The 21,236-nt window shown below is 71.7% G+C and carries 17 protein-coding genes and 1 pseudogene; 13 read left to right on the top strand and 5 right to left on the bottom strand.

The window, feature by feature from the left end; all coding sequences use genetic code 11:
• Positions 1–460: 460 nt before the first annotated feature.
• On the top strand, positions 461–1,891 hold the full coding sequence (locus FH609_RS05435; RefSeq protein WP_139666037.1) for an MFS transporter: 1,431 nt from the start codon (positions 461–463) through the stop codon (positions 1,889–1,891).
• Positions 1,888–3,204 carry a glycosyltransferase gene (locus FH609_RS05430; RefSeq protein ID WP_139666036.1) on the top strand — a complete coding sequence of 439 codons (1,317 nt, stop codon included), beginning with the start codon at positions 1,888–1,890 and terminating at the stop codon, positions 3,202–3,204. Before FH609_RS05435 ends, FH609_RS05430 begins: the two co-directional genes overlap by 4 nt.
• Positions 3,205–3,307: 103 nt before the next feature.
• Here FH609_RS05430 and FH609_RS05425 read toward each other — a convergent pair whose 3' ends face one another.
• The gene (locus FH609_RS05425) at positions 3,308–4,126 is read right to left on the bottom strand and encodes a transglycosylase SLT domain-containing protein (RefSeq protein WP_139666035.1); all 819 of its coding nucleotides are present in this window, start codon (positions 4,124–4,126) and stop codon (positions 3,308–3,310) included.
• 449 nt (positions 4,127–4,575) lie between these two features.
• Here FH609_RS05425 and FH609_RS30925 point away from each other — a divergent pair, with 449 nt between their 5' ends.
• The 7 genes from FH609_RS30925 (at position 4,576) to FH609_RS05390 (ending at position 11,423) form a co-directional block, all read left to right on the top strand.
• The gene (locus tag FH609_RS30925) at positions 4,576–5,013 is read left to right on the top strand and encodes a peptidoglycan-binding domain-containing protein (RefSeq protein WP_193317777.1); all 438 of its coding nucleotides are present in this window, start codon (positions 4,576–4,578) and stop codon (positions 5,011–5,013) included.
• A 120-nt stretch (positions 5,014–5,133) separates the two neighbouring features.
• On the top strand, positions 5,134–6,447 hold the full coding sequence (locus FH609_RS05415) for a M14 family metallopeptidase (protein ID WP_139666033.1): 1,314 nt from the start codon (positions 5,134–5,136) through the stop codon (positions 6,445–6,447).
• Between the two features lie 96 nt (positions 6,448–6,543).
• A complete protein-coding gene (locus FH609_RS05410; protein WP_139666032.1) occupies positions 6,544–7,602 on the top strand; it encodes an SAM-dependent methyltransferase in 1,059 nt (352 codons plus the stop codon).
• A 379-nt stretch (positions 7,603–7,981) separates the two neighbouring features.
• The gene (locus FH609_RS05405) at positions 7,982–8,533 is read left to right on the top strand and encodes a GNAT family N-acetyltransferase (RefSeq protein ID WP_139666031.1); all 552 of its coding nucleotides are present in this window, start codon (positions 7,982–7,984) and stop codon (positions 8,531–8,533) included.
• Positions 8,534–8,556: 23 nt separating this feature from the next.
• Positions 8,557–9,588 carry an amino acid ABC transporter permease gene (locus FH609_RS05400; RefSeq protein WP_405378826.1) on the top strand — a complete coding sequence of 344 codons (1,032 nt, stop codon included), beginning with the start codon at positions 8,557–8,559 and terminating at the stop codon, positions 9,586–9,588.
• 38 nt (positions 9,589–9,626) lie between these two features.
• A complete protein-coding gene (locus FH609_RS05395; protein ID WP_139666255.1) occupies positions 9,627–10,379 on the top strand; it encodes an amino acid ABC transporter ATP-binding protein in 753 nt (250 codons plus the stop codon).
• Between the two features lie 36 nt (positions 10,380–10,415).
• Positions 10,416–11,423 carry an ABC transporter substrate-binding protein gene (locus FH609_RS05390; RefSeq protein ID WP_139666029.1) on the top strand — a complete coding sequence of 336 codons (1,008 nt, stop codon included), beginning with the start codon at positions 10,416–10,418 and terminating at the stop codon, positions 11,421–11,423.
• Positions 11,424–11,488: 65 nt separating this feature from the next.
• Here the strand turns inward: FH609_RS05390 and FH609_RS31460 are convergent, their stop codons facing one another.
• On the bottom strand, positions 11,489–13,738 hold the full coding sequence (locus FH609_RS31460; protein WP_226961420.1) for a hypothetical protein: 2,250 nt from the start codon (positions 13,736–13,738) through the stop codon (positions 11,489–11,491).
• On the opposite strand from FH609_RS31460, the gene FH609_RS05380 reads away from it, so the two are divergent.
• Both FH609_RS05380 and FH609_RS05375 read left to right on the top strand, forming a co-directional pair.
• Positions 13,686–13,994, top strand: a complete 309-nt coding sequence (locus tag FH609_RS05380) for a hypothetical protein (RefSeq protein ID WP_193317776.1) — start codon at positions 13,686–13,688, stop codon at positions 13,992–13,994. The genes FH609_RS31460 and FH609_RS05380 overlap by 53 nt on opposite strands.
• Positions 13,995–14,038: 44 nt before the next feature.
• Entirely contained in the window at positions 14,039–14,275 is a 237-nt protein-coding gene (locus FH609_RS05375) for a hypothetical protein (protein ID WP_139666027.1), read from the top strand.
• 85 nt (positions 14,276–14,360) lie between these two features.
• On the opposite strand, the gene FH609_RS05370 is transcribed toward FH609_RS05375, so the two are convergent.
• Both FH609_RS05370 and FH609_RS31455 read right to left on the bottom strand, forming a co-directional pair.
• A complete protein-coding gene (locus FH609_RS05370) occupies positions 14,361–14,597 on the bottom strand; it encodes a DUF397 domain-containing protein (RefSeq protein WP_139666026.1) in 237 nt (78 codons plus the stop codon).
• An 82-nt stretch (positions 14,598–14,679) separates the two neighbouring features.
• Positions 14,680–15,204, bottom strand: a pseudogene (locus FH609_RS31455) (DUF5753 domain-containing protein); the annotation flags it as partial.
• On the opposite strand from FH609_RS31455, the gene FH609_RS05365 reads away from it, so the two are divergent.
• Together FH609_RS05365 and FH609_RS05360 are read left to right on the top strand one after the other, a co-directional pair.
• Positions 15,091–15,423 carry an ATP-binding protein gene (locus tag FH609_RS05365; RefSeq protein ID WP_139666025.1) on the top strand — a complete coding sequence of 111 codons (333 nt, stop codon included), beginning with the start codon at positions 15,091–15,093 and terminating at the stop codon, positions 15,421–15,423. The pseudogene FH609_RS31455 and the gene FH609_RS05365 overlap by 114 nt on opposite strands.
• 119 nt (positions 15,424–15,542) lie before the next feature.
• On the top strand, positions 15,543–16,187 hold the full coding sequence (locus FH609_RS05360) for a hypothetical protein (protein ID WP_139666024.1): 645 nt from the start codon (positions 15,543–15,545) through the stop codon (positions 16,185–16,187).
• Between the two features lie 988 nt (positions 16,188–17,175).
• On the opposite strand, the gene FH609_RS05355 is transcribed toward FH609_RS05360, so the two are convergent.
• A complete protein-coding gene (locus FH609_RS05355) occupies positions 17,176–21,120 on the bottom strand; it encodes an RHS repeat-associated core domain-containing protein (RefSeq protein ID WP_139666023.1) in 3,945 nt (1,314 codons plus the stop codon).
• Positions 21,121–21,236 lie beyond the last annotated feature (116 nt).

Raw genomic sequence — 21,236 nt, 5'->3', positions numbered from 1 at the left:
ACGTCACACGGCACCCAAAGCGAAACCCGAAAGGCATTCAACAGCCCTCTGGGAAAGCTTGTTTCTCCTACCGCCGCGTGAGTATCGTGGCGACCGGGAGGACGTCTTCGCACGCCGAATAGCTCCACTGACCAGGGCCGGCGACGTCCTCAACGGGGTGCCAAGCGAAATGGAGTTCCGAATGTTGAGCGCGCTCGACTCGCGCAGGTTCACGCTGCCGTCACGGCCGATTTCCCACGGGTAGCCGACACTTCGGCACCGCCGCCGCACGCCGGGAGAAACCACTCCGGCAGAGGCCGGGAACCGTTGGACGGGCAGCCGCACTTCCCGCATCCGCGATCACTTCGGCGCGCACGCGTACCACTCCGCGCGTCTGGTCAGTGATCTCTGATCGGTGACCCCCTGGCCAATCGCCGGAGAGATCACCGGATCGGAAAGATCACCAGAAAGATCACTCACGATGATGGCGACTTCAGCCGTGGAGATCAGGCCACCCGAACTCTCCACCGCACGGCTTGTTCTGGCCTATCTGATCACCGGACTCGCGACCTTCATGGCGGGGCTCGACAACCTTGTCGTGACCACCGCGCTGCCCGCGATCCGGGCCTCGTTCGAGGTTGGCGTCTCGGATCTGACCTGGACCGTCAACGCCTACACGATCGCGTTCTCCGTGTTCATGCTGGCCGCCGCCGCGCTGGGCGACCGGTACGGGCGGGTGCTGATCTTCACGGTCGGCATCGCGGTGTTCGGGGCGTCCTCCGCGCTGGTCGCGCTGGCCCCGACGATGCTCTGGTTCAGCCTCTTCCGCGCGGTCCAGGGCATCGGCGCCGCCATGATCATCCCGCTGGCGATGACCCTGCTCATCGGGGTGGTGCGGCAGAAGGAGCGGCCGATCGCGCTCGGCATCCTCGGCGGCATCAACGGACTCGCCATCGCCCTCGGCCCGTTCGTCGGCGGCTGGCTCGTGCACAGCGTCGACTGGCACGTCATCTTCTGGCTCAACGTGCCGATCGCCGGCGTCCTGGTGCCGCTGGCGGCGCTCTCGTTCCGGGGCACCGCCCGCGTCGCACGCGCCAGCATCGACGTGCCCGGCATCGTCCTGCTCTCGCTCGGGCTCACCGGCCTCCTCTTCGGCCTGTTGCGCTCGGAACACTCCGGCTGGCCGCGCGCCGACAGCGGCGGCCTCATCCTGCTCGGCCTCGCGCTGATCGCGGCGTTCTGGCAGGTGGAGCTTCGACTGCCGGCGCCGATGCTGCCGCCGCGCCTGCTCGGCTCGCGCGGCTTCCGGCTGTCGCTGGCGACGGCGCTGCTCACCAGCGCCGGCGTGTTCGGCGCGGTCTTCCTGATGACGCAGTACCTCCAGGTCGTCCTCGCCTACAACCCGCTGCGCGCCGGGCTCGCGACGCTGCCGTGGACGCTGGTGCCGCTGGTGGCGGCGCCGGCGGCCGGCATCCTCGCCAGCCGGGTCGGTATGAAGTGGCCGCTGGTCGTCGGCACGGCGCTCCAGGCGGGCGCGCTCGGCTGGTTCGCGCTGGTGCTGCGCTCCGACGTGCCCTATGCGCTGCTGCTGCCCGGGCTGGTCTGCGCGGGCCTCGGCATGGGCGTCTTCTTCGCCCTGATCACCGGCCAGGCGATCTTCTTCGCCAGCTCGGAGGACGAGGGCATCGCCTCGGGCGTCGGCAACTCCGTCCGGGAGATCGGCGTGCTGCTCGGCGTCACCGTGGCGGCGACCGTCTTCGCCTGGAACGACGGCGACTCCTCGGCCGCCGGATTCACCGCCGCCACCCCCACCACCCTGCTGGTCACCGCCGGCGTCGTCGCCGCCGCCGTGATCACGGCGGTGCGCACCCCCAACGACTCACCCACGCCCCTGACTGAGGAGAGCAGTTGACTTCCTTCCTGATCGCCAGTTCACCCCTTCTCGGACATGTCTCCCCCTGTCTGACCATCGGCGCCGAGCTGACCCGCCGAGGTCACCAGGTTCGCTTTCTCACCGGCACCCGGCACAAGGAACGGGTCGAGGCGGCCGGCGTCAGGTTTCTGCCGCTGCCGCCCGGCGCCGACTTCGACGACCGCGATATGCGGTCGGCCTTTCCGCAGGTGGCCGAGCTGACCGGAATCAAGGGACTCAGCGCGGCCGTGCTCGAAGTGTTCTCGAAGCCGATCGACGCGCAGTACGAGGCGATGACCGCCGCGCTCGAAGCCGAGAAGACCGATGTGATCCTCACCGAGATGCTGTTCGCCGGCGTCTATCCGCTGACGCTGCTGCCGCGCGAGGAGAGACCACGCATAGGGATACTCGGCATCAGCCCGCTCACGCTCAAGGCGCCGGGACTTCCCCCCTATGGAATGGGGCTCCTTCCCGCGACCAACACGGCGGAACGTGTGCGGAACGCGACGCTCCGCGTTCTGGCGCGGGCGGTGGTGTTGCGGCCGGCGCAGAAATACCTTTCGCGGGCGATGCGGAGGCTGGTCGGAAAGCGGCTGCCCTGCTCCTTCTTCGAGATGCCCGGTCTTGGCGACGCCCTGTTCCACCTGGGCACGCAGGGGTTCGAGTATCCCCGCCCCTCGGCCCGCACCGAGATCATCTACATGGGCCCGCTGCCGTCGAAGTCCATCGGCGGGACCCGCCCCGACTGGGCCCCCGACCTGGAGGGCCGCACCGTGGTGCACGTCACCCAGGGCACCGTCGCCAACGCCGACCTGTCGGCGCTCATCATCCCCACGGTCGCCGCGCTCGCGGACTCCGACGAGCTGGTCGTGGTCAGCGGCGGCGGCCGGCCCGAGGCGGAGGTCGAGGCCGCCATCGTCGACGCGCTCGGCGCGGTGCCGGCGAACGTGCGGATCGGCTCGTACATCGACTACGACTGGCTGTTCCCGCAGGTCGACATCCTGGTCACCAACGGCGGCTACGGCGGGGTCAACCTCGCGCTGCGGCACGGCGTTCCGCTGGTCATCGCCGGCGACACCGAGGACAAGCCGGAGGTGGCGGCCCGGGTCCACTGGTCGGGGGCAGGACTGAAGATGAGCAGCGCTTCGCCGAGCCGGGAGGAGATCGGGGAGGCCATCGCGACGCTGCGCCGCGAGGACTCCTACCGGGCGAAGGCGGCGTCCATCGGCGCGGAGATCGAGGCGGCGCCGGGCTTCGACGCGATAGAGGACTTCGCGGCGCGGCCGGCGCTCCAGGTCGCCCGGGCGGGCTGAGCCCGCGCCGGCCGCACGGGCCGAGGGCCCGGGTTCCGGTCGTGGTGACCGGAGCCCGGGCCCTGCTGGCTGTGCCTGCTGTTTGTTGTCTGGTCTCGGTCGGTCAGTAGGCGCTGTCGACGTTTTCCATGGAGCCGTAGCGGTCGGCGGCGTAGTTGCAGGCGGCGGTGATGTTGGCGACGGGGTCGTAGATGTTCTCGCTGGTGCCGTCGACGTGGTACTGCTCGAAGGTGGGGTCGATGACCTGGAGGAGTCCCTTGGAGGGGATGTCCTGTTCGGCGTTGGTGTCCCAGAGGTTGATGGTCAGGGGGTCGCCGGCGGACTCGCGCATCAGGTTGCGGTGGATGGACTCGTAGGTGCCGGGGATGCCCTCCTTCTCCATGATCTTGAGGGCTTCCTTGATCCAGCCGTCGATCTGTTCGCTGGAGGCGGGTTCGGGCTTGGGCTGCTCGTTCTGCGGGATGACGACCAGCGAGCCGTCCTGGTGGTACTTCTCGCCCCGGCCGGTGTCGGCGTCGAAGCCGTCCGCGTGGCCGTCGATGACGCCCTCGGCGGGCTTGCCGTCCTCCGCGGCCTGGTTCTCGTCCTCGGGCTGGGTCTTCTCGGCGGGCTTGCCGCCCTCCTCGGCGTCGGCGTTGTCGCCGTCGTCGGCGTGGTCGGCGTCGCCGTTGTCACCGTTGTCGTCGGCGTCGTCACTGGTGGTGGGCTTGCCGAGGAGGCCGTCGGGGCCGTGGGGGGTGTAGGCGGCGGGGGCGGTGGTGTGGTCGGCGGTGGCGGTGGTGATGCCGGCCTGGGTGGTGTCGTCGGCGGTGGCGGTGGTGGCGAAGGGGAGCGTCAGGGCCGTGGCGCCGACGGTCACGATGCCGGCCATCACGACCGGACGGGTCATGGTCCGGAAGGTGCCGTGGGTGCTGGCGGTCATGAAGGCGTCCTCTTTCGTGAAAGGGGGCGGGGGTGCGGGTCGCTGGTGGGCGGCCGACACCCAACATGCACCGCCGACCACCTCCATGGCAAAGCCCTGACCTGCGAAAACACCCCCACACCCCGGGACCTTCGACCCACCCCACACCCCGCCACGACACCACGCCCACACCCCCCGCCCGTCCACGACCCGGCCTCGTAGAGGACCAACGACCTGTGCCGGCCCTCACACCCGAAGGACCCCCAACCCACCCCACAGCCACCCAACCACCACGAACGGTGAGCGCCGCGACGTTCCCGCCCATCCCGGGGGAACCGGCAGGAAAGCGCGGCGCAAGCGGCCCCCGCCATCCTCGTCGGGCCGGGGGGAACCGTGGGGCCGGGCGGCCCACCCCCCGGCCCCCGCCGGCCGCTCCGGCGGGGGAACCACAGACCCGAGGGGGAACCACCATGCGCCGTCGACTCGCCACACTCGCCGCCGCGACCGCTCTGCTCGCCGGGGGGCTCGGCCTCACCGGCCCGACCACCGCCAGCGCCGCCAGCTCCGTGGGCTGGTGCGACGGGGTCAAGCGCATCCCGCACCCGGGCGGCACCTACCTGGCGCAGCCGTATCACAAGGCCACCGGCAGCGGGAACTGCACGCTGGGCTCCGGCGCCTCGGGACCGGCCGTGAACGCGCTCCAATCCGCGCTCAAGCACTGCAACGAGCAGTCCTCGCTCGTGGTGGACGGCGAGTTCGGGCCGGCCACCCAGCGTGCGTTGACCAACGCGCAGCGCCTGCGGGGCGCCGAAGCCGACGGCATCTACGGGTCCGAGACCCGCGCCAAGCTCCACTGGAGCGTGCACACGCCCTCGGGCGAGATTCGCGCCTGCGCCACCCACAAGTGATATCGAACGGGGGCACGCCCCGGCCCGGCGGCTCAGCGGAGTCGCCGGGCCGGAGGCGTTCTTGACCGGGCCATGCCATTGTCGCGATCATGACGCCACCCCCACCCCTGGAGGCGCGTCATGCGCAGACCTTCCCGTGGCAGGCGGACCGCCCTCGCCACCACCGTTCTCGCCCTCTCCCTGGCCCTCGCCTTCGGCGCGCAGGCCACCGCGGCCCCCGACACCGTGGCGGCGCGGCAGACCTGGGAGGAGAGCGCCGTTCGGCAGTACGAGGTCGCGGGCGTCGCGACCGCCGAGCAGCGCACCGAGCTGGCCCGCACCGGCACCGCGATCGACGAGGTGCGCGCCGGGTCCGTGGTGATCACCGCCGACGCCGGGCACGCCCGTCAACTGGCCGACCTCGGCTACGCGTTGACCCCGCTCGGCGCGCCGGCCGAGCGCGGCGTCAGCGCCGCCGCACCCGCCGACTACCACACCTACGACGAGGCGCTCGCCCTGGTCGCCGAGGCCGAGGCCGCCCATCCGGACCTGGTCAGCAGCCAGGTCATCGGCCAGTCCCACGAGGGCCGCGACCTGGTCGCGGTCAAGATCAGCGCCAATGTGGCCGCCGACGAGGACGAGCCGGAGGTGCTGTTCACCCACAACCAGCACGCCCGCGAGCATCTGACCGTCGAGATGGCGCTCTACACCCTCGACGAGCTGACCTCCCAGTACGGCACCGACCCCGAGGTCACCGCGCTGCTCGACAGCCGCGAGATCTGGCTGATCCCCTCGGTCAACCCGGACGGCAAGGTCTACGACCAGGAGTCGGGCTCGTTCCTCAACTGGCGCAAGAACCGCCAACCCAACGCGGGTTCGTCCGCCGTCGGCACCGACCTGAACCGCAACTGGGACCACGAGTGGGGCTGCTGCGGCGGCTCGTCCGGCTCGCCCGGCAGCGACACCTACCGGGGCTCGGCGCCCGAGTCGGGCACCGAGACGGCGGTGGTCGCCGACTTCGTGCGCGGTCGCGTGATCGGCGGCGAGCAGCAGATCACCGCGCACATCGACTTCCACACCTACGCCGAGCTGGTGCTGTGGCCCTACGGCTACACCTACGACGCCACCGGCCCCGGCCTCACCGAGGACGACGCGGCGGCGTTCGAGGCGCTGGGCACGGCCATGGCCGACACCAACGGCTACACCGCACAGCAGTCCAGCGACCTGTACATCACGGACGGCTCGATCAACGACTGGGCCTGGGCGGACCAGGGGATCTTCTCGTTCACCTTCGAGATGTACCCGCCGTCGCAGGCGGGCGGCGGGTTCTATCCGCCGGGGAGCGTGATCGACCGGGAGACCGCCCGCAACCGGGAGGCCGTGCTGACGCTGCTCTCCTACGCGGACTGCGTCTACCGGGCGGCCGGGCTGGAGAACGAGTACTGCGCGGCATAGACCCCGCGCGCCCCTGCCCCCGCCCCGGGTGACCCGTCCCGTTCCCGCCCCCGGCCGGGGGCGGGGCGGGCGCCGGGGCCCCGGTACGCTGCCCCGATGACCGGAAGCACGTCGCAGGCCCCCGTCCTCGTCTCCTTCGCCGAGGAGTACTTCGCGCCGGTCTCACGCGAGCTGCGCCGGGAGGCCCCGGTGGTCGGAATCGAGCGGCTGGGGCCCGACCTGGCCGGGGTCACCCTCGACGGCATGGGCCTCGGGAAGCTGGCGACCGTGGTGCGCGAGGCGCCCGTCGTCTTCGCCAAGCACCTCACGGGCGAGGCGGCCCGGCTGCCGCTGGACGGCGTGACGCTGCCGGCGGTCGCCGCGCGTGCCGTCGCCGTGGTGGACGAACGGCTGCCCGCCGGCGGGGAGTTGGCGCTCCAGTGCTGGGTGAGCGGGCAGGACCGCACGGGCTTCGGCTCGGCGGCGCTCTTCCGGGAGATCGCCGACGCGCTGGGCGCCTCGGGCCGCGCCGTGCGGCGCACCGGCCCGGAGTGGGTGCTCTCGGCCTGCGTCCACGACCGGGGCGTCTCGCTCGGGCTGGCCGCCGCCGACGAGGCGCTGTGCGGCTGGCCCGGCGGGCGGGTGCGGCTGGCCCGCTCCAGGGACTCCGTCTCGCGCGCGGAGTTCAAGCTGGAGGAGCTGATCTCGACGACGGACCTCCCGTTCCCGCGCCGGGGCCGGGCGATCGACCTGGGCGCCAGCCCCGGCGGCTGGACCCGCATCCTGCGGGAACGCGGCCTTGAGGTCTGGTCCGTTGACCCGGGCGACCTGGCGCCGGCGCTGGCGCGGGACCCGCTGGTGCACCACGAGCGGACCACCGTCGGGCGCTTCCTGCCGGGCACCCCGGTGCGGTTCGACCTGGCCGTCAACGACATGCGGATGCCGCCGAAGCTGTCCTGCGAGACCATGCTCGACGTCGCGCGGGTGCTGCGGCCCGGCGCGCTGGCCGTCGTCACCCTCAAGCTCGGGAAGGGCGCGCCGGAGCGGACGGTGCGCTCCTGCCTGGACCTGCTGGGCCGGCGGTACGAGGTCCTGCTGGCGCGGCAGCTGCACCACAACCGGAACGAGGTCAGCGTGGTGGCGCGCCTGGCCGCCGCCCGGGGTGGCGGGCGGTGAAGCGGCCGGCGAACGGTTGACTCGTTCCTGCGGTTGCGGTCAACTAGTCACCGTGAGCGCCGAGTTGGCTTTGACCACGCGCGGCCACATCGACCTCGGTCGGGTGTGGTCGGCCTCCTGTCCTGGCTGCTGTCCGGGCTGATGCCCCCGGCGCGCCGTCGGCGAGGACCGACGGGGCGCGCCTGACCGCTCACCCCCGCTGACGCCGCGCGACGGCGTTCCCGCCCGCGCCGGTGGCGTCCGGCCCGCGCGCGCCCGCGTTCACCACCCTCGCGCCGGCGCGCGCTCCCGCCGCGTTCTTCACCCGCGCGCCGGCGCGCTTTCCCGCACCCCGACCCGAGCCGTTCCGCCCTGCCCCGAGCGAAGGGCCCGCCACGTCATGACCTCGCCATCCCCGCCGTCCCCACTGTCCCCGCCGTCCCCGCCGTCCTCCGACGAGCTGACCGTCGCCCCCGCGCTGCTCTCCGACCCGCTGGTCCGGCCGCTGCTGCGCGGGCTGGCGCACGAGTACACCGCCCGCTACGGCTCGGCGGCCAACGAGCTGAGCCGCTATCCGGCGGCCGAGTTCGCCCCGCCACACGGCCTGCTGCTGCTCCTGCTGCACGACGGCGCGGCCGTCGCCGGCGGCGCCTACCGCCGACTCGACGAACACACCGCCGAGTTGAAGCGCATCTGGACCCACCCGGCGCACCGCCGCCGTGGCCTGGCCCGCCGGGTGGTGGCCGAACTGGAACGGGCCGCCGCCGACCGGGGCTACCGGCGCGTCTGGCTGACCACCGGGCCCCGGCAGCCGGAGGCCAAGTACCTGTATCTGAACGCCGGTTACGCCCCGCTGTTCGACCTGGCCGCCGACCCCGAGACCCTCCGCCTGCTGCCGTTCGAGAAGCGCCTCCCGCCCCCCGCCGCGACGACCGCCGCCCCGCGCACCTGACCGCACCCCGACCGGAGGCCCCCGTGAGCAGCGCCCCGCCCGCCGCCCCCCTGCCCGCCCAACACGCCCCGCCGGACGACGACTTCGCGGAGCTGGCCACCCTGCCGGTGGTCCCAGCCCGGCACTACGGCCGCTGGCTGGCCGGGGCGCTCGTCGTGGTGCTGACGGCGCAGTTCCTGCACGGACTGGCCACCAACCCCGGCTGGGACTGGCCCACCTTCTTCGACTACCTGCTGGCCGAGAGCATCCTCAAGGCCGTCTGGCTGACCATCCAACTCACCTTCTACGGAACGGCGTTGGGATTCACGCTCGGCGTGCTGCTGGCCGTGATGCGGCTGTCACGCAGCCCGGTGCTCCGCGCCGTGGCCTGGACCTACGTCTGGGCGTTCCGCTCGATCCCGCTGATCGTGCAGCTGCTGTTCTGGTTCAACCTGGCCTATCTCTACCGGGAGTTGGGGCTCGGCATCCCGTTCGGGCCGGTGTTCTGGACGTTCGAGACGATGCACCTGGTCGGGCCGCTGACCGCCGCCGTGATCGGCCTCGCGCTGCACCAGGCCGCCTACGCCGCCGAGATCGTGCGCGGCGGGATCATCGCCGTGGACTCGGGGCAGCGGGAGGCCGCCGCCGCGCTCGGCCTGCCGAAGGCGCGGCAGCTGCGCCGCATCGTGCTGCCGCAGGCGATGCGCGGCATCCTGCCCAACGCGGCCAACGAGATCATCAGCCTCTTCAAGGGCACCTCGATCGTCTCGGTGATGGCGCTGGGCGAGCTGTTCTACCAGGTGCAGGTGATCTACGGCCGCAACGGGCGGGTGGTGCCGCTGCTGATGGTGGCGACCGTCTGGTACATCGTGCTCACCACGGTGCTGACCGTCGTCCAGCACGCCGTGGAGCGCCGGTTCGCGCGGGGCGCCGAGCGGGAGCAGACGCCGGGCGCGTTCCGGCGCGTCCGCGAGGTCCTTCAACGGCGGCCGTGGGCGGGCCGGTTGCCGCGCCGGGGGCAGGCACCGCCGGGCGCGCCCGGGGAGCGCGAGACGCGGGCGGGGGGCGCGCGGTGAGCGCGGGCGGGGGGCGCGCGGTGAGCCCGGGCACGCCCATGGTCGAGGTGCGCGGCGTGCGGAAGAGCTTCGGCGGGGTCGAGGTGCTGCACGGCATCGACCTGAGCGTGGCCGCCGGCGAGGTGACCGTGATCCTCGGCCCCTCCGGCTCCGGCAAGTCCACGCTGCTGCGCGCCATCAACCACCTGGAACGCCCCGACGCCGGACTGGTGCGCGTGGACGGCGCGTTGATGGGCCTGCGGCGGGTCGGCGGGCGCCTCCACGAGCTGCGGGAGCGCGCCGTGCTGCGGCAGCGGGCCAGGATCGGCTTCGTCTTCCAGAACTTCCACCTGTTTCCGCACCTCACCGCGTGGGAGAACGTGGCGGAGGCCCCGCTCGGGGCGCTGCGCCACCCGCGAGCGCGGGCCCGGCGGGAGGCGGCGGAGCTGCTGGAGCGCGTCGGCCTCGGCGACCGGCTGGACGCCTACCCGCGCCAGCTCTCCGGCGGGCAGCAGCAGCGCGTGGCCATCGCCCGCGCGCTGGCCCTCTCCCCCGGGGTGCTGCTGTTCGACGAGCCCACCTCGGCGCTCGACCCGGAGCTGGTGGGCGAGGTGCTGACCGTGATCAGGGACCTGGCGCGGGGCGGCACGACCATGCTCGTCGTCACCCACGAGATGGGCTTCGCCCGCGAGATCGCCGACACGGTGGTCTTCATGGACCAGGGCCGGATCGTCGAACAGGGCCCGCCGGAGGCGGTGTTGGACCGCCCCCGCCACCCGCGCACCCGCGCCTTCCTCGCCCAGGTCCGCTGACCAGCCCGCTCGCCCCGCCAACGAAACGAGGCCCCGATGAACGTCGTCGTCCGCCCGCCCCGCGCCCGCGCCACCGCGCGGCTGCCCGTCGCCCTGGCCCTGGCCGTCGCGCTGCCGCTGGCGCTGGCCGGCTGCGCCGACCCCGAGGACGGCGGCACCGAGCCGGCCTCGGAGAACGCCGGCGGCCAGGCCCAGGAGGTCAACCTCTCCCCCGACCAGGACCGCGTCACCACCGAGGCGGTGCCCGAGATCGCCGCGCTGGTCCCCGAGGAGATCAGGGAACGGGGCACCCTGGAGGTGGTCAGCACGTCCGGCACCGTGCCGCCGCTGTCGTTCTACGCCACCGACGACGAGACGGTGATCGGCGTGGAGACCGACATCGCCTCGCTGGTCGCCGACGTGCTGGACCTGGAGGTCACCTACCACGTGGTGGACTGGGCGAACATCTTCGTCGGCCTGGACAGCGGCCGTTACGACGTGGGCTTCTCCAACATCACGGTCACCGAGGAGCGCAAGGAGAAGTACGACTTCGCGACCTACCGGCTGGACAACATCGCCTTCGAGGCGCGGGCCGACGCCGACTGGACGGTGACCGGTCCCGAGGACGTCGCCGGCCGCAGCATCGGCGTCACCTCGGGCACCAACCAGGAGGCGATCCTGATCAGTTGGAGCGAGCAGAACGAGGCCGCCGGGCTGGAGCCCACCGACATCCGGTACTTCCAGAACTCCACCGACTACTACCTGGCGCTCTCCTCCGGCCGCCTCGACGCCTACCTCGGGCCCAGCCCCAGCACCGCCTACCACGCCCGGGTCACCGGCGAGACCCGGATCGTCGGCACGTTCTCCGGCGCCGGCGACGACATCCAGGGCGAGATCGCCGCCACCACGCTGCGCGACAACGGGCTGGTCGAGGCGCTGCACGCGGCGCTCAACGAGGCGATCGAGAACGGGAGTTACGGCGAGGTGCTGGCCCGCTGGGGCCTTTCTGACGAGGCCGTCGAGGCGTCCGAGATCAACCCGCCGGGGCTGCCGCCCACCGACTGAACCGGCGTCGCACGAAACGGGCCCGGCCGGGAAACGCCTCCGGCCGGGCCCTCCAACGTCCGTGCTCAGCAGGCGGGTTCGGTGGCGGCGAACGCCAACTCCAGGAAGCGGGCGCGGTAGAGGCTGACATCGGCGAACACGTCGTCCAGCGAGGAGGAGTTGACGTTGTACGACACCGCGAGGGTGTCGTCCTCGCTCAGCACCGGGTGCACGGCGACGTTGTAGGCGTAGATGTCGCCGGCCGCGCCCTCGTCGAACTCCGGCTGCCCCTCGGGCGCTTCGTAGATCCGCTCGCGCGGCGCGTCCGCGAACTCCCAGGGGCTGGGCGCGATGAGCGTGTCGATGCCCGGGTTGAGGTGGCTGTCCGTGGTGACCATGACGAACTGGCCCTGGACCTCGGCGACTCCGAACGAGGAACCGACCCCGTCGGCGATGGGCGCTGCCGCGTTCTCGTCGGCGACCCAGCCTGAGCCGCCCCAGAACTCCCAGCCGTCGCCCTCCAGTTGGCCGCCGGCGGCGCGGGCGACAAAGGCCGACTTGGCGTGCGGCGGGTTCTCGTCGCCCCGGACGCCGTAGATGTAGGTGTGGTCGCCGGCGGGCAGCAGCTCGACGCCCCAGGTGATGCCGGCCCCGTCGTAGGTGGGGACGATCCGGTCGAGGGTGAGGTCGGGCAGCGAGAAGACGGCGATGTCGGTGCCGATCCACTCGAAGCCGAAGTGCCCGTCGCCGGCGAGCTGTTGCTGGGCCTCGAAGACGAACAGCTCGTCGCCGTGGGCGATGCCGTCGGTGTTCCAGTACCAGGGCTGGTCGTTGCCCTCGTAGCCGACGACGGGCGCCGGGTCCTCGGGCGTGCCGCCGATGATCGTCTCGGCGGGGAGCGGGGAGTCGGTTCCGCTGGTGACGATGGTGTTGTGGAGCAGGCCCTGCGGCGGGATGCTCCCGTCGGGCTCGACCGGCCCGAGGAAGGTGTCGTTGAAGAGCCAGGCGGTGCGGCCGTCGGGCAGCGCGGCGGAGTAGGTGCCGTCGGCGGCGGCCCACTGGCCGAGCTGGGAGCCGTTGCCGAAGTCGGCCCAGGCCGACTGGGTTTCGGCATCGGGGGTGACGTTGACGACGGAGGTCGCGCACGTTCCGGCCTGGGCGTTCGGCTCCGCCGGTGGCGCGGCGCTGGTGACGGAGGCGGCGGCGAGCGTGCCGAGCACCGTGGCGGAGGCCACGGCGGCGAGGCCGGCAACGGTCCTTCTGCGTGGGGGTGTCAAGGGATCTCCTCCTGAATCGCTGGACGATGCACGGGAGTTGGGCTGTCTCACGATGGACAACCCGGTGTCGGCAGCATGGCACCGCCGGCCGGATGTGGGAACACCAGCCGATACGGGCGGGAGGTGGCGCCGGGACCGCGCCGACAACGGGCTGGCGCCGCCCCGGGAACGACGTCGCGCCGGCCCACCGGACACGGCGCCGGAGGGCTCCGCACCCGTCCCGGCCGCGACGACCTCGGTCGGCTCGGCGAGCGGGATCGCGATCTGGCCGCAGCGGTAGTCGACGTCGGTCGTCTCGCCGCGCCGCGCGCCGTTGGTCAGGAACACCATCAGCCCGTCCTCGGTCAGCACCGGCGGCGGGCCGATCTCGACCAGCAGCTCGTCCCAGGCGCCGGGCGTCGGGCCGTACAGGGGCTGGTCGTTGGGGCAGGGCGTCCAGTGCAGCAGGTCGTCCGAGGTGGCGTGGAAGATCGCGCCCTCGCCGAAGTACAGGTGCCAGCGGCCGCCGATGCGCTGGGGAACGATCACCCCGGCCTTGTGCCAGGTGCCGCCGGGGCGGGGGTTGGTCGTCGCGAAGGTGTCGAAACCGTCGGGGAGGATCGGCCCGTGCTTGGTCCAGGCGCGCAGGTCGGTCGAGGTCGCCGGGCACAGCCGGGCCGCAACGCCGTCCCAGCCGGTGTACGTCAGATGGAAGGTGTCCCCGATCCGGGTCACGCGCGGGTCCTCGCAACCGCGCGCCTCCCAGTCGTGCTCGGGCGAGAGCACGGGCGTCTCCTCGCGCCGGAAGGTGAAACCGTCGGCGCTGGTGGCGATCCCGATGTGGGACACGATGTCGTCGGCGTGCGCGCGGTAGAGCAGCACCACCTCGTCGTCGACGACGATCGCCGCCGGGTTGTACAGGTTGCTCGACTCCCAACTCTCGCCCCTGGTCCGCAGGATCGGGTTGCCGCCGTGCGGGACGAAGGGGCCGAGCGGGAAGCGCGCCGGCGGGGCCGTGCCAGGGGACGTGCCGACCGACGCCGTCCTCTTCGACGACTTCGCCGTCGGCCACTCCGTCACCGACGCGATGCTGGAGCGGGGGCACGCGGCGCCGGCGGTGCTGTGGAGCGAGTCGGACGTCACCAGCGTCCGCGACCGGTTCAGCGGGTATCTGCGCGCGCTCCACGACCGGGGGCTCGTCGGCCATCCGGACCGTTCCGCCCTGGTCAGCTACGTCGACCTGCCGCCCGAGCGGCGCCGCGAACGGCTGCTGTCCCTCCTCGACTCCCCGCTGGGACTGACCGCGCTGATCTGCGGCAACGCGGTAACGCGGTAACGCTGGCGCTCGCCGTCAACGACCTGCTGTCCCTGGACCGCGAGTTGCCGCACTCCGTCGAGCTGGCCAGCACGGACGACTCGGGCCCGGCCGGGCTGGCCCTCCTGACCGTGGTCTCAGCGCGGCTGCCCGCCAGCGCGATGGGGCAGGAGGCGGTCCGCCGCCTCCACCGCCGCATCGAGGGCGCCGCCGACCCCCTCGACCACGTCGTCCTCCCCGCGACGGTCTCCGCCCCCACCGCCCGCCGCAACACGCTCCGCTTCGTCCCGACGGACGGGTGAACGGCCGGCTGGTACCGCAACGGTGGTTGGGGGGCCGATCCCACGCCCCCACACCAACCACCGTCGCGTACCGGATCGGCTGGGATCAGGCGGTCAACTGGCCTTCGCGCACGTCGTCGATGAACGCGGCGAAGGATTCCGGGGCCAGCAGCAGCACCGGGCCGCCATGGACCTTGGAGTCGCGGAGAGCGACGGCGCCACAGCGCGTGGCGGTCAGGTCGGCGGCCTCGACGCAGTTGCCCCCGCCGTTGCTGTACGAGGACGTGAACCACGCGGCATCCGCCAGGACGGATGCCAGGACCTCGGCAGGGTGGTTGTTCATTCGGTGATCGCTCTCGATCGTTGCTGAGAAACTTCGGGGTGGCCCCCGGAGGCAGCGCCCCGGCCACCATCGCGTCGAACATGCGGGAGAAGCGACCCACATCGCGGGGCTTGTCCGATACCGCGACGGTGAACCAAGCGGTGTCCGTCTGGACCGCCGAGGGCAGACCATCGCCCAGAATCATGATGTTAACGTCATGGTAGGCGACATAGCCACTCCCCGCCTGCGGCAGGACCTGCAGGGTCACGTTGTCCCGGCCGGCCAGCTCGGCGAGTTCAGCGTACTGCCGGCGCATCACGTCCGCACCGCCGATGACATAGCGCAGGGCGGGCTCGTAGAGGACGCCCCAGATCTTCACCGGCTCCTCGTCGCGGGTGATGGCCTCCTTCCGCCTCACGCGGAGTTGAACGCTCTTCTGCCCGAACTCCGTGGTGGTCTCGTCAACGGGCTTGGTCAGCTCGTGCAGCGCCCGAGCGTAGCCCTCGGTCTGGAGATGACCCGAGATCACGGTCGGGTGGCGACCTGGGGGTTGGTCGAACTCACGGACGAGGTGGCGTTGGTCGTCTCCGAACTGGTCGCCAACGCGGTCCAACACACCAGGTGCCATGCGATCAGGGTCCGCGTCACGCGGCTCGCACCGGGGAGCGTGCGGGTCGCGGTCGTCGACAAGTCCCACTGCCTCCCCGTGCCCCGGACCTCGGGCGCCGAGGACGGCTCCGGGCGCGGCCTGACCCTCGTGGAGGCCGTGACCACCCGCTGGGGAGCGGACCCGCTGCCGTGGGGCAAACGCGTCTGGGCGGACTTGGAGCTGAGGCCCCGCGCCTGAGGCGCCACCATCGCCCCGACCCGCCCGGCGACCCCTGCCGCGCTCCTCCGGTCCCGAGAAGTCCCCCACCACCACTAGAACCAACGTCCTCGCTAACCAACCAGGAAAGAACCACGTTGATGTCTGCCCGCCTGACGACGCCCGTGCTTCCTCTGACGTGGGGCCGGAACAACCTGCCCGTCCCCTATGCCACCGCGTGGAGCGAGGAGACGGCCTCCGTTGGGAACGCGCTCACCACCCAGCCCAGTGGTATCGGCCTGGCCTACCGGGACGAGACACCTGCCGACCGCGACCGGCACGGCGTCCTGTGGGCCCGCATGACGGAGGCCCCGGGCGAGGGACGCCCCGACTTCAGCTCCCTGCACGCGAACCGGCAGCGCCGCAGCATGTTCGAGATGCTCTGCCAGGTGTGCGGCGGGCCCGCCAGCCGAACCCCCCGAGGCGTGCTGTTTCTGCTGCCACGCCCGGCCGGTGGGGAGGCATCGCACGACTGGGCCGAAGGCGCGCTGTCCACCAAGCCACCGTTGTGTGAACCGTGCGCGGATCTCGCCACCCGCCACTGCCCACACCTCGCCGACCCGCTGTTCGTTCGCTCCCGCAAGCCTCGGATCTGGGGCGTCTTCGGTGGGATCTTCACCCCCACCGCGAACGGCCTTCTCCCGTCGCCGTCCAGCGACTACCTCCCCTACGGCCACCCGGCGGCGTCGTGGTTCCTGGCATCCCAGCTTGTGATCGAACTGACGCGTTGCCGGGTGGTGGGCTGATCGTCAACTTGGTGCACGCTCCCGAGTCGCGCGCCAGCACATAGGAGGTGTGCGGGCCCTCCACCGTGAGGTTGTGGACAAACGCGCCCCGGGTGTGCCGGGTGGCGGTCGCGACGCGGCTCAACGTGCCGTCGAGGGCGGCCAGTTCGGCCCCGGGCGGCAGCTCGGCGGCTTCGGTCCAGGACGGGATGGTCGTCGGTGGCGACGACGACGGCCCGGCCGTCCTCGGTGTGAACGACCAACCGCGTCAAGTACTTGGTCCCCGTCGTGGCGATCTCGGCGGTCACCGTCCGCGCGCTGGTCTCGCCCGTCTCCGGGTCCGTGGCCACCGCCTCGTCACCGATCCGCACCTCCTCGATGGGACGGCTGGTGCCGTCGGCCATCAACACGCGGGTGCGGAGGACGAAGCTGCCACACAGCGCGCCGTCGCCGGTCGCCTTCCACCGTCGCCAGCGCGGGAGCTGGCCATTGAAGCGCCGCCAGAGATATGGATCTGGCGAAAAATCCGGTCAATCTGATCGGACAAGCCGAGGGAGACCAACCAGATAGCGATTGAACCTCAACTCGGGATGGGCTCCGTAGAGCACAGACAGAGCGGATTTCAGTGTAACTTCAGGAATTCTTTGAAATTCGGGCACAGAGACTCGTGACACCACTTGCGAGAAGCTGTACTGGATCTCCACCTCGTCACCGGACCTCACCGCCGTGATGAGGTCTTGGGTTTGAGACGACTCAACAACGGACTTTCCGGCGGACATTACCTCACGACGCAGCTGCACCATCATGAGGAGAAAATCTACGACGGGCAGACCGGGAGTCCTCAGACTGATCTCGTTCGCTCCGTCATCGATGACTACATCAGCACGATAGCAGTGGAACGTCAGATCATCCGCAGTCAACTCGCGAAGCGCCACACCCGCCGAAACCCCCGCTCGCCAGGATGGGTCATCGAGACGAGGGAGAAACCTTATGGAAAACATGAAGCTCCCTAGTAAATGAATCGTGGCATGGCAGTAACAAAATTCCCTGCACCATCGACAACGACCCTCATACCGTTCTGCCCCATCGCACCTACCTCGACATCTCCGAAGTCATAGTCAATGTAATGACCACTACGCGGGTCAGCATTCGCCCTCGGAACTTCCACTCCGTTCTCGACCGCCTCATTCACCATCCCACCGAAACGTGACTTGTCGATGTCTTCAGCGAATACATTCTCCATCCGCCCATCCCGATGGTAGGAGCCGCCATGCGAATGCTGCTCCCAGGCATGGTCTAGTTGCCGGGTTCCAATGATGCAATCCGCATTGTGCGCCAGCACCGGCGTAGCCCCCGCCAGCACATAGTAGGTGTGCGGGCCCTCCACCGTGAGGTTGTGGACAGCGGTGCCCCGGGTGTGCCGGGTGGAGGCCGCGACGCGGGTCATCGTGCCGTCGGGGGCGGCCAGTTTGGCGCCGGGCGGCAGGTCGGCCGCCTCGGTCCAGGAGCGGGTCGTCTCGTTCCACACCGGATGGTCGTCGGTGGCGACGAGGACGGCCCGGCCGTCCTCGGTGTCGACGACCAACCGGGTCAGGTACTTGGTCCCCGTCGTGGCGATCTCGGCGGTCACCGTCCGCGCGCTGGTCTCGCCCGTCTCCGGGTCCGTCGCCACCACCTCGTCACCGATCCGCACCTCCTCGATGGGACGGCTGGTGCCGTCGGCCATCAGAACGCGGGTGCCGGGGACAAAGCTGTTGCACAGCGCGCCGTCGCCGGAGCGGCGTGTCGTGTCGGGGACGACGGCTCGGACGGCGATGAACGCCGCCTTCAGGCTGCCCGCCAGGTCGGTGCCGGTGTCGAGGCAGGCCCCCACGTCGGAGTCGGCGAGGCAGGTGGGCAGGTCCACCAGCGGAATGGCGCTGTAGAGGAACTGCCCCAACGCCTGCATCCACACCGGTGGTTGCTCGGGCACCGGCATCTCGTCCGTGCACGCCCAGCCGCAGCGGTACAGCGCGGCGGCGCGGCACGCGTCGTCGCACTGCGGCTGGTACCCCTGCGCGTCCTGGCGTGAGCAGCTGAACCCGCAGCGGTAGTCGCGTGCGGCCTGGCTGGCCCGGTTGCTCCAGGTGCGGCCGGCGCTGCCGACGGTCTGGCGGGTCGCGTTGGTGATCTTCCGCACCCCGCTCTTGATGCCCCGCACGATGTCCTTGAAGAACAGCCCCGACGGGTCGGCGAAGGTCAGCGGGTTGTTGTTGGCGTAGGTGTAGCCGTGGATCTGCTGCGGGTCGGTGAGGTCCAGCACCGGGTCGAGGGAGAGGAAACGGCCGGTGGCCGGGTCGTACTCGCGGGCGCCGAGGTGCGTCAGGCCGGTCGAGGTGTCGGTGGTGCCGCCGACGTAACCCCGGGTGCCGGGCCAGGAGTCGGCGTCCGCGCCCCGGATCTCGCCGAAGGGCAGGACGCGTCGCTGGCTGGCCTCCAGCGTCCACGCGTCGACGGCGACCCGGGCCGTGCCCAGGTGGTCGGCGAGGGTGTAGGAGATGTCGCCGTTGTCCTCCAGGACGACCAGGTGCCCGCCGCCGGCGTCCACATAGCGGGTGGCCCGGGCCGAGGTGGCGCCCGCCGGGAGGACGACCTCGGTGTGCCCGAGGTACAGCGTCGTCTCGGTCGGGGTGCGGCCGATGAGGCGGTTGCCCTCGGCGTCGTAGAGGTACTCGGTGCGGGTGCCGTCCGCCTCGGTGACCTCGGTCAGCCGCCCCTCGGCGCTCCACGCCAACTCCTGGGTGTCGCCGCCGGTCTGGCGCGAGACGGTGTTCCCGGCCTCGTCGTAGGCGTACTCCTCCAGCGAGGTGACCTCGGGGGTCTCCTCGACGACGGAGGTCAGGGTGTGCGGCTGCGGGCCGCCGGCCTCCGGGTAGGCGTAGGTGCGGGTGGTGTCCCGCTCGTGGAAGGTCTCGGTCAGGCGGTTGCCTGACAGGTCGTAGGCGTAGGAGTGCCAGTAGGGCGCGGGCCCGCCGATGGTCGCGTCGGCCGGGTCGGCCGCGCACTCCTCCTCGGTCTGGGCCCAGGCCTCGGTGAGGCGCCGCAGGTGGTCGTACCGGAAGCACTGGGTCTCGCTGCCGGTGAGGGAGACGTCGTTGATGGAGGTGACGTTGCCGGCCTCGTCGTAGGAGTAGGTCTCGTACCGGTCGGGCCCGCCGGCGAGGAAGCGCATGGTCCAGGAGGTCTTGAGGCGCTGCGTTCCCCACTCGTAGGTGTTGGTGACCCACGCCGCCTCGTACGCGTCCGGGTCGAGCTTCATCTCGAACTGGAGCGGCTTGCCCGTCAGGCTGTAGTTGGTCCGGGTGTACAGGCCCTGGGAGCCGTCGAGTCCGACCTGGCGTCGGGTGCCGTCCTCGTAGCGCGGGGTCACGGTCAACGGGGAGAGGTTGCCGGCGGCCGGGTAGGTGTACGCCTCGGGCAGGCCGGAGGCGGCGTAGCTGGTGGCCGTCTCGTAGGAGCCGGCGAGCGCGCCCTCCGACTCGGGGATGGTGACCTCGGTGCGCAGGGCGCGGTAGAGCGCGTCGTACTCCAGGACGCGGGTGGTGTACGGCTCGCCGTCCTCGTGGCGGGTGGCGGCGGCCAACTGCCCCTGGGCGCCGGGCACGGTGTCGTACTCCCAGGTCGCGAGGGTCTCGCCGGCCCCGTCGCTGAGTTCGGTGCGGCGGCCGAGGTTGTCGTAGGCGTAGGCGAGGGTTTCGCCGCGCGCGTCCGTGGTGCTGGTGACCTGGTCGCGGTCGTCGTGGACGGTGACGGTGGTGCCGGCATCCGGGTCGTGGGCGCGGGTGAGGCGGCCCAACTGGTCGTGTTCGTAGGTCCATTCGTTGCCGGCGGGGTCGGTGACCCGGGCCAGCTGGTCGCCGGGCGTGTAGGCGTAGCGGGTGGCGTCGAACGCGGCGTCCGGGGTGCGTTCGTGGTGCTGGCGGAGTTCGGTGGTGCGGCCGCGCGCGTCCTGGATCGTGGTGGTGGCGGTGTCGCCCTCGGGCGGGATGACGGTGGTGCGGTCCCCGAAGTAGTGGATCTCGGTGGTGCCGAGGACCGCGCCGCCGTCGCCGTTGCCCGCGACGAGTTGCCGCCTGGTCTCCCGGCCGAGGGCGTCGTAGCTGAGGCGGGTCTGGGTCTCGATCTGCGGCACGTCCGGCAGGTAGAGCTGGTTGGCCGGCGCGCCCGAGCCGTGGTACGGGGCGTGGGTGCGGTGCGGCAGGCCGAGGGCGTTGTAGAGGGTGTCGGTCAGCAGCCGCCCGCCGTCGGGGCCCGGGTCCTGGGTCTGGCGTTCGCGCAGCAGGCCGTCGTAGAGGACGTAGGAGGAGTCCTGTTCGCCGTCCACGCCGATGGTGCGGGTGCGCACGGCGACGGGCGAGCCCTCGACGAAGCGGTAGTCGAACTGGTACGTCGGGGTGTCGTCGGGGTCGCGGTCGGGCAGCCAGACGTGGCTGGCGCGGCCCAACGCGTCGTGGCGCAGGACGGTTTGGTGGCCGTTGGTGTCGGTGGTGCGCACCGGCAGGGCGCGCAGCGGGTCGAGCGCGATGACGTTGGTCTGCGCGGTGGCCGGGTCGTCGGGGTCGGCCGGCGGCGAGGTCTGGGTGACGGTGGCCGGCAGGCCGGTGGCGGGCTGGTAGGCGGTGGTGACGGTGCGGCCGTCGTCCCGCGCGGTGCGCTCGACCGTGTCGCCGGTGGCCGTGACGTCGGCGGTCAGGTCGGTGGCGGTCAGCTGGCGGCCGTAGCGGTCGAAGGTGCTGCCGGACTCGCGGTAGGTGGCGGTGGTGCCGTCGTGGGCGGTGAGTTGGGCGGTGGCGGTGAGGTCGCCGACGGTGGGGGTGCTGCCGTAGCCGAGGCCGTCGTAGGCGAGGCGCTGGTCGGTGATCACCTGGGTCGCGCGGTCGGGCGTCGCCGAGCAGGCGACGGCGACGGTCTCCACCCGGCTGGGCAGGGTCAGCAGGTCGCCGGGCGCGTAGCTGGTGCGGGTGCAGCGGTCGTCCGCGTCGTCCGCGAGGTCGCCCCGGTCGTCGGTCTGGACCAGCCGGCCGGCGACGG

Source organism: Streptomyces sp. 3MP-14, from assembly GCF_006334905.2.
Classification (GTDB): Bacteria; Actinomycetota; Actinomycetes; order Streptomycetales; family Streptomycetaceae; genus Streptomyces; species Streptomyces triticirhizae.
Note: the sequence above shows the minus strand (reverse complement) of the source record. Positions and strands in the feature narration are given on the sequence as shown.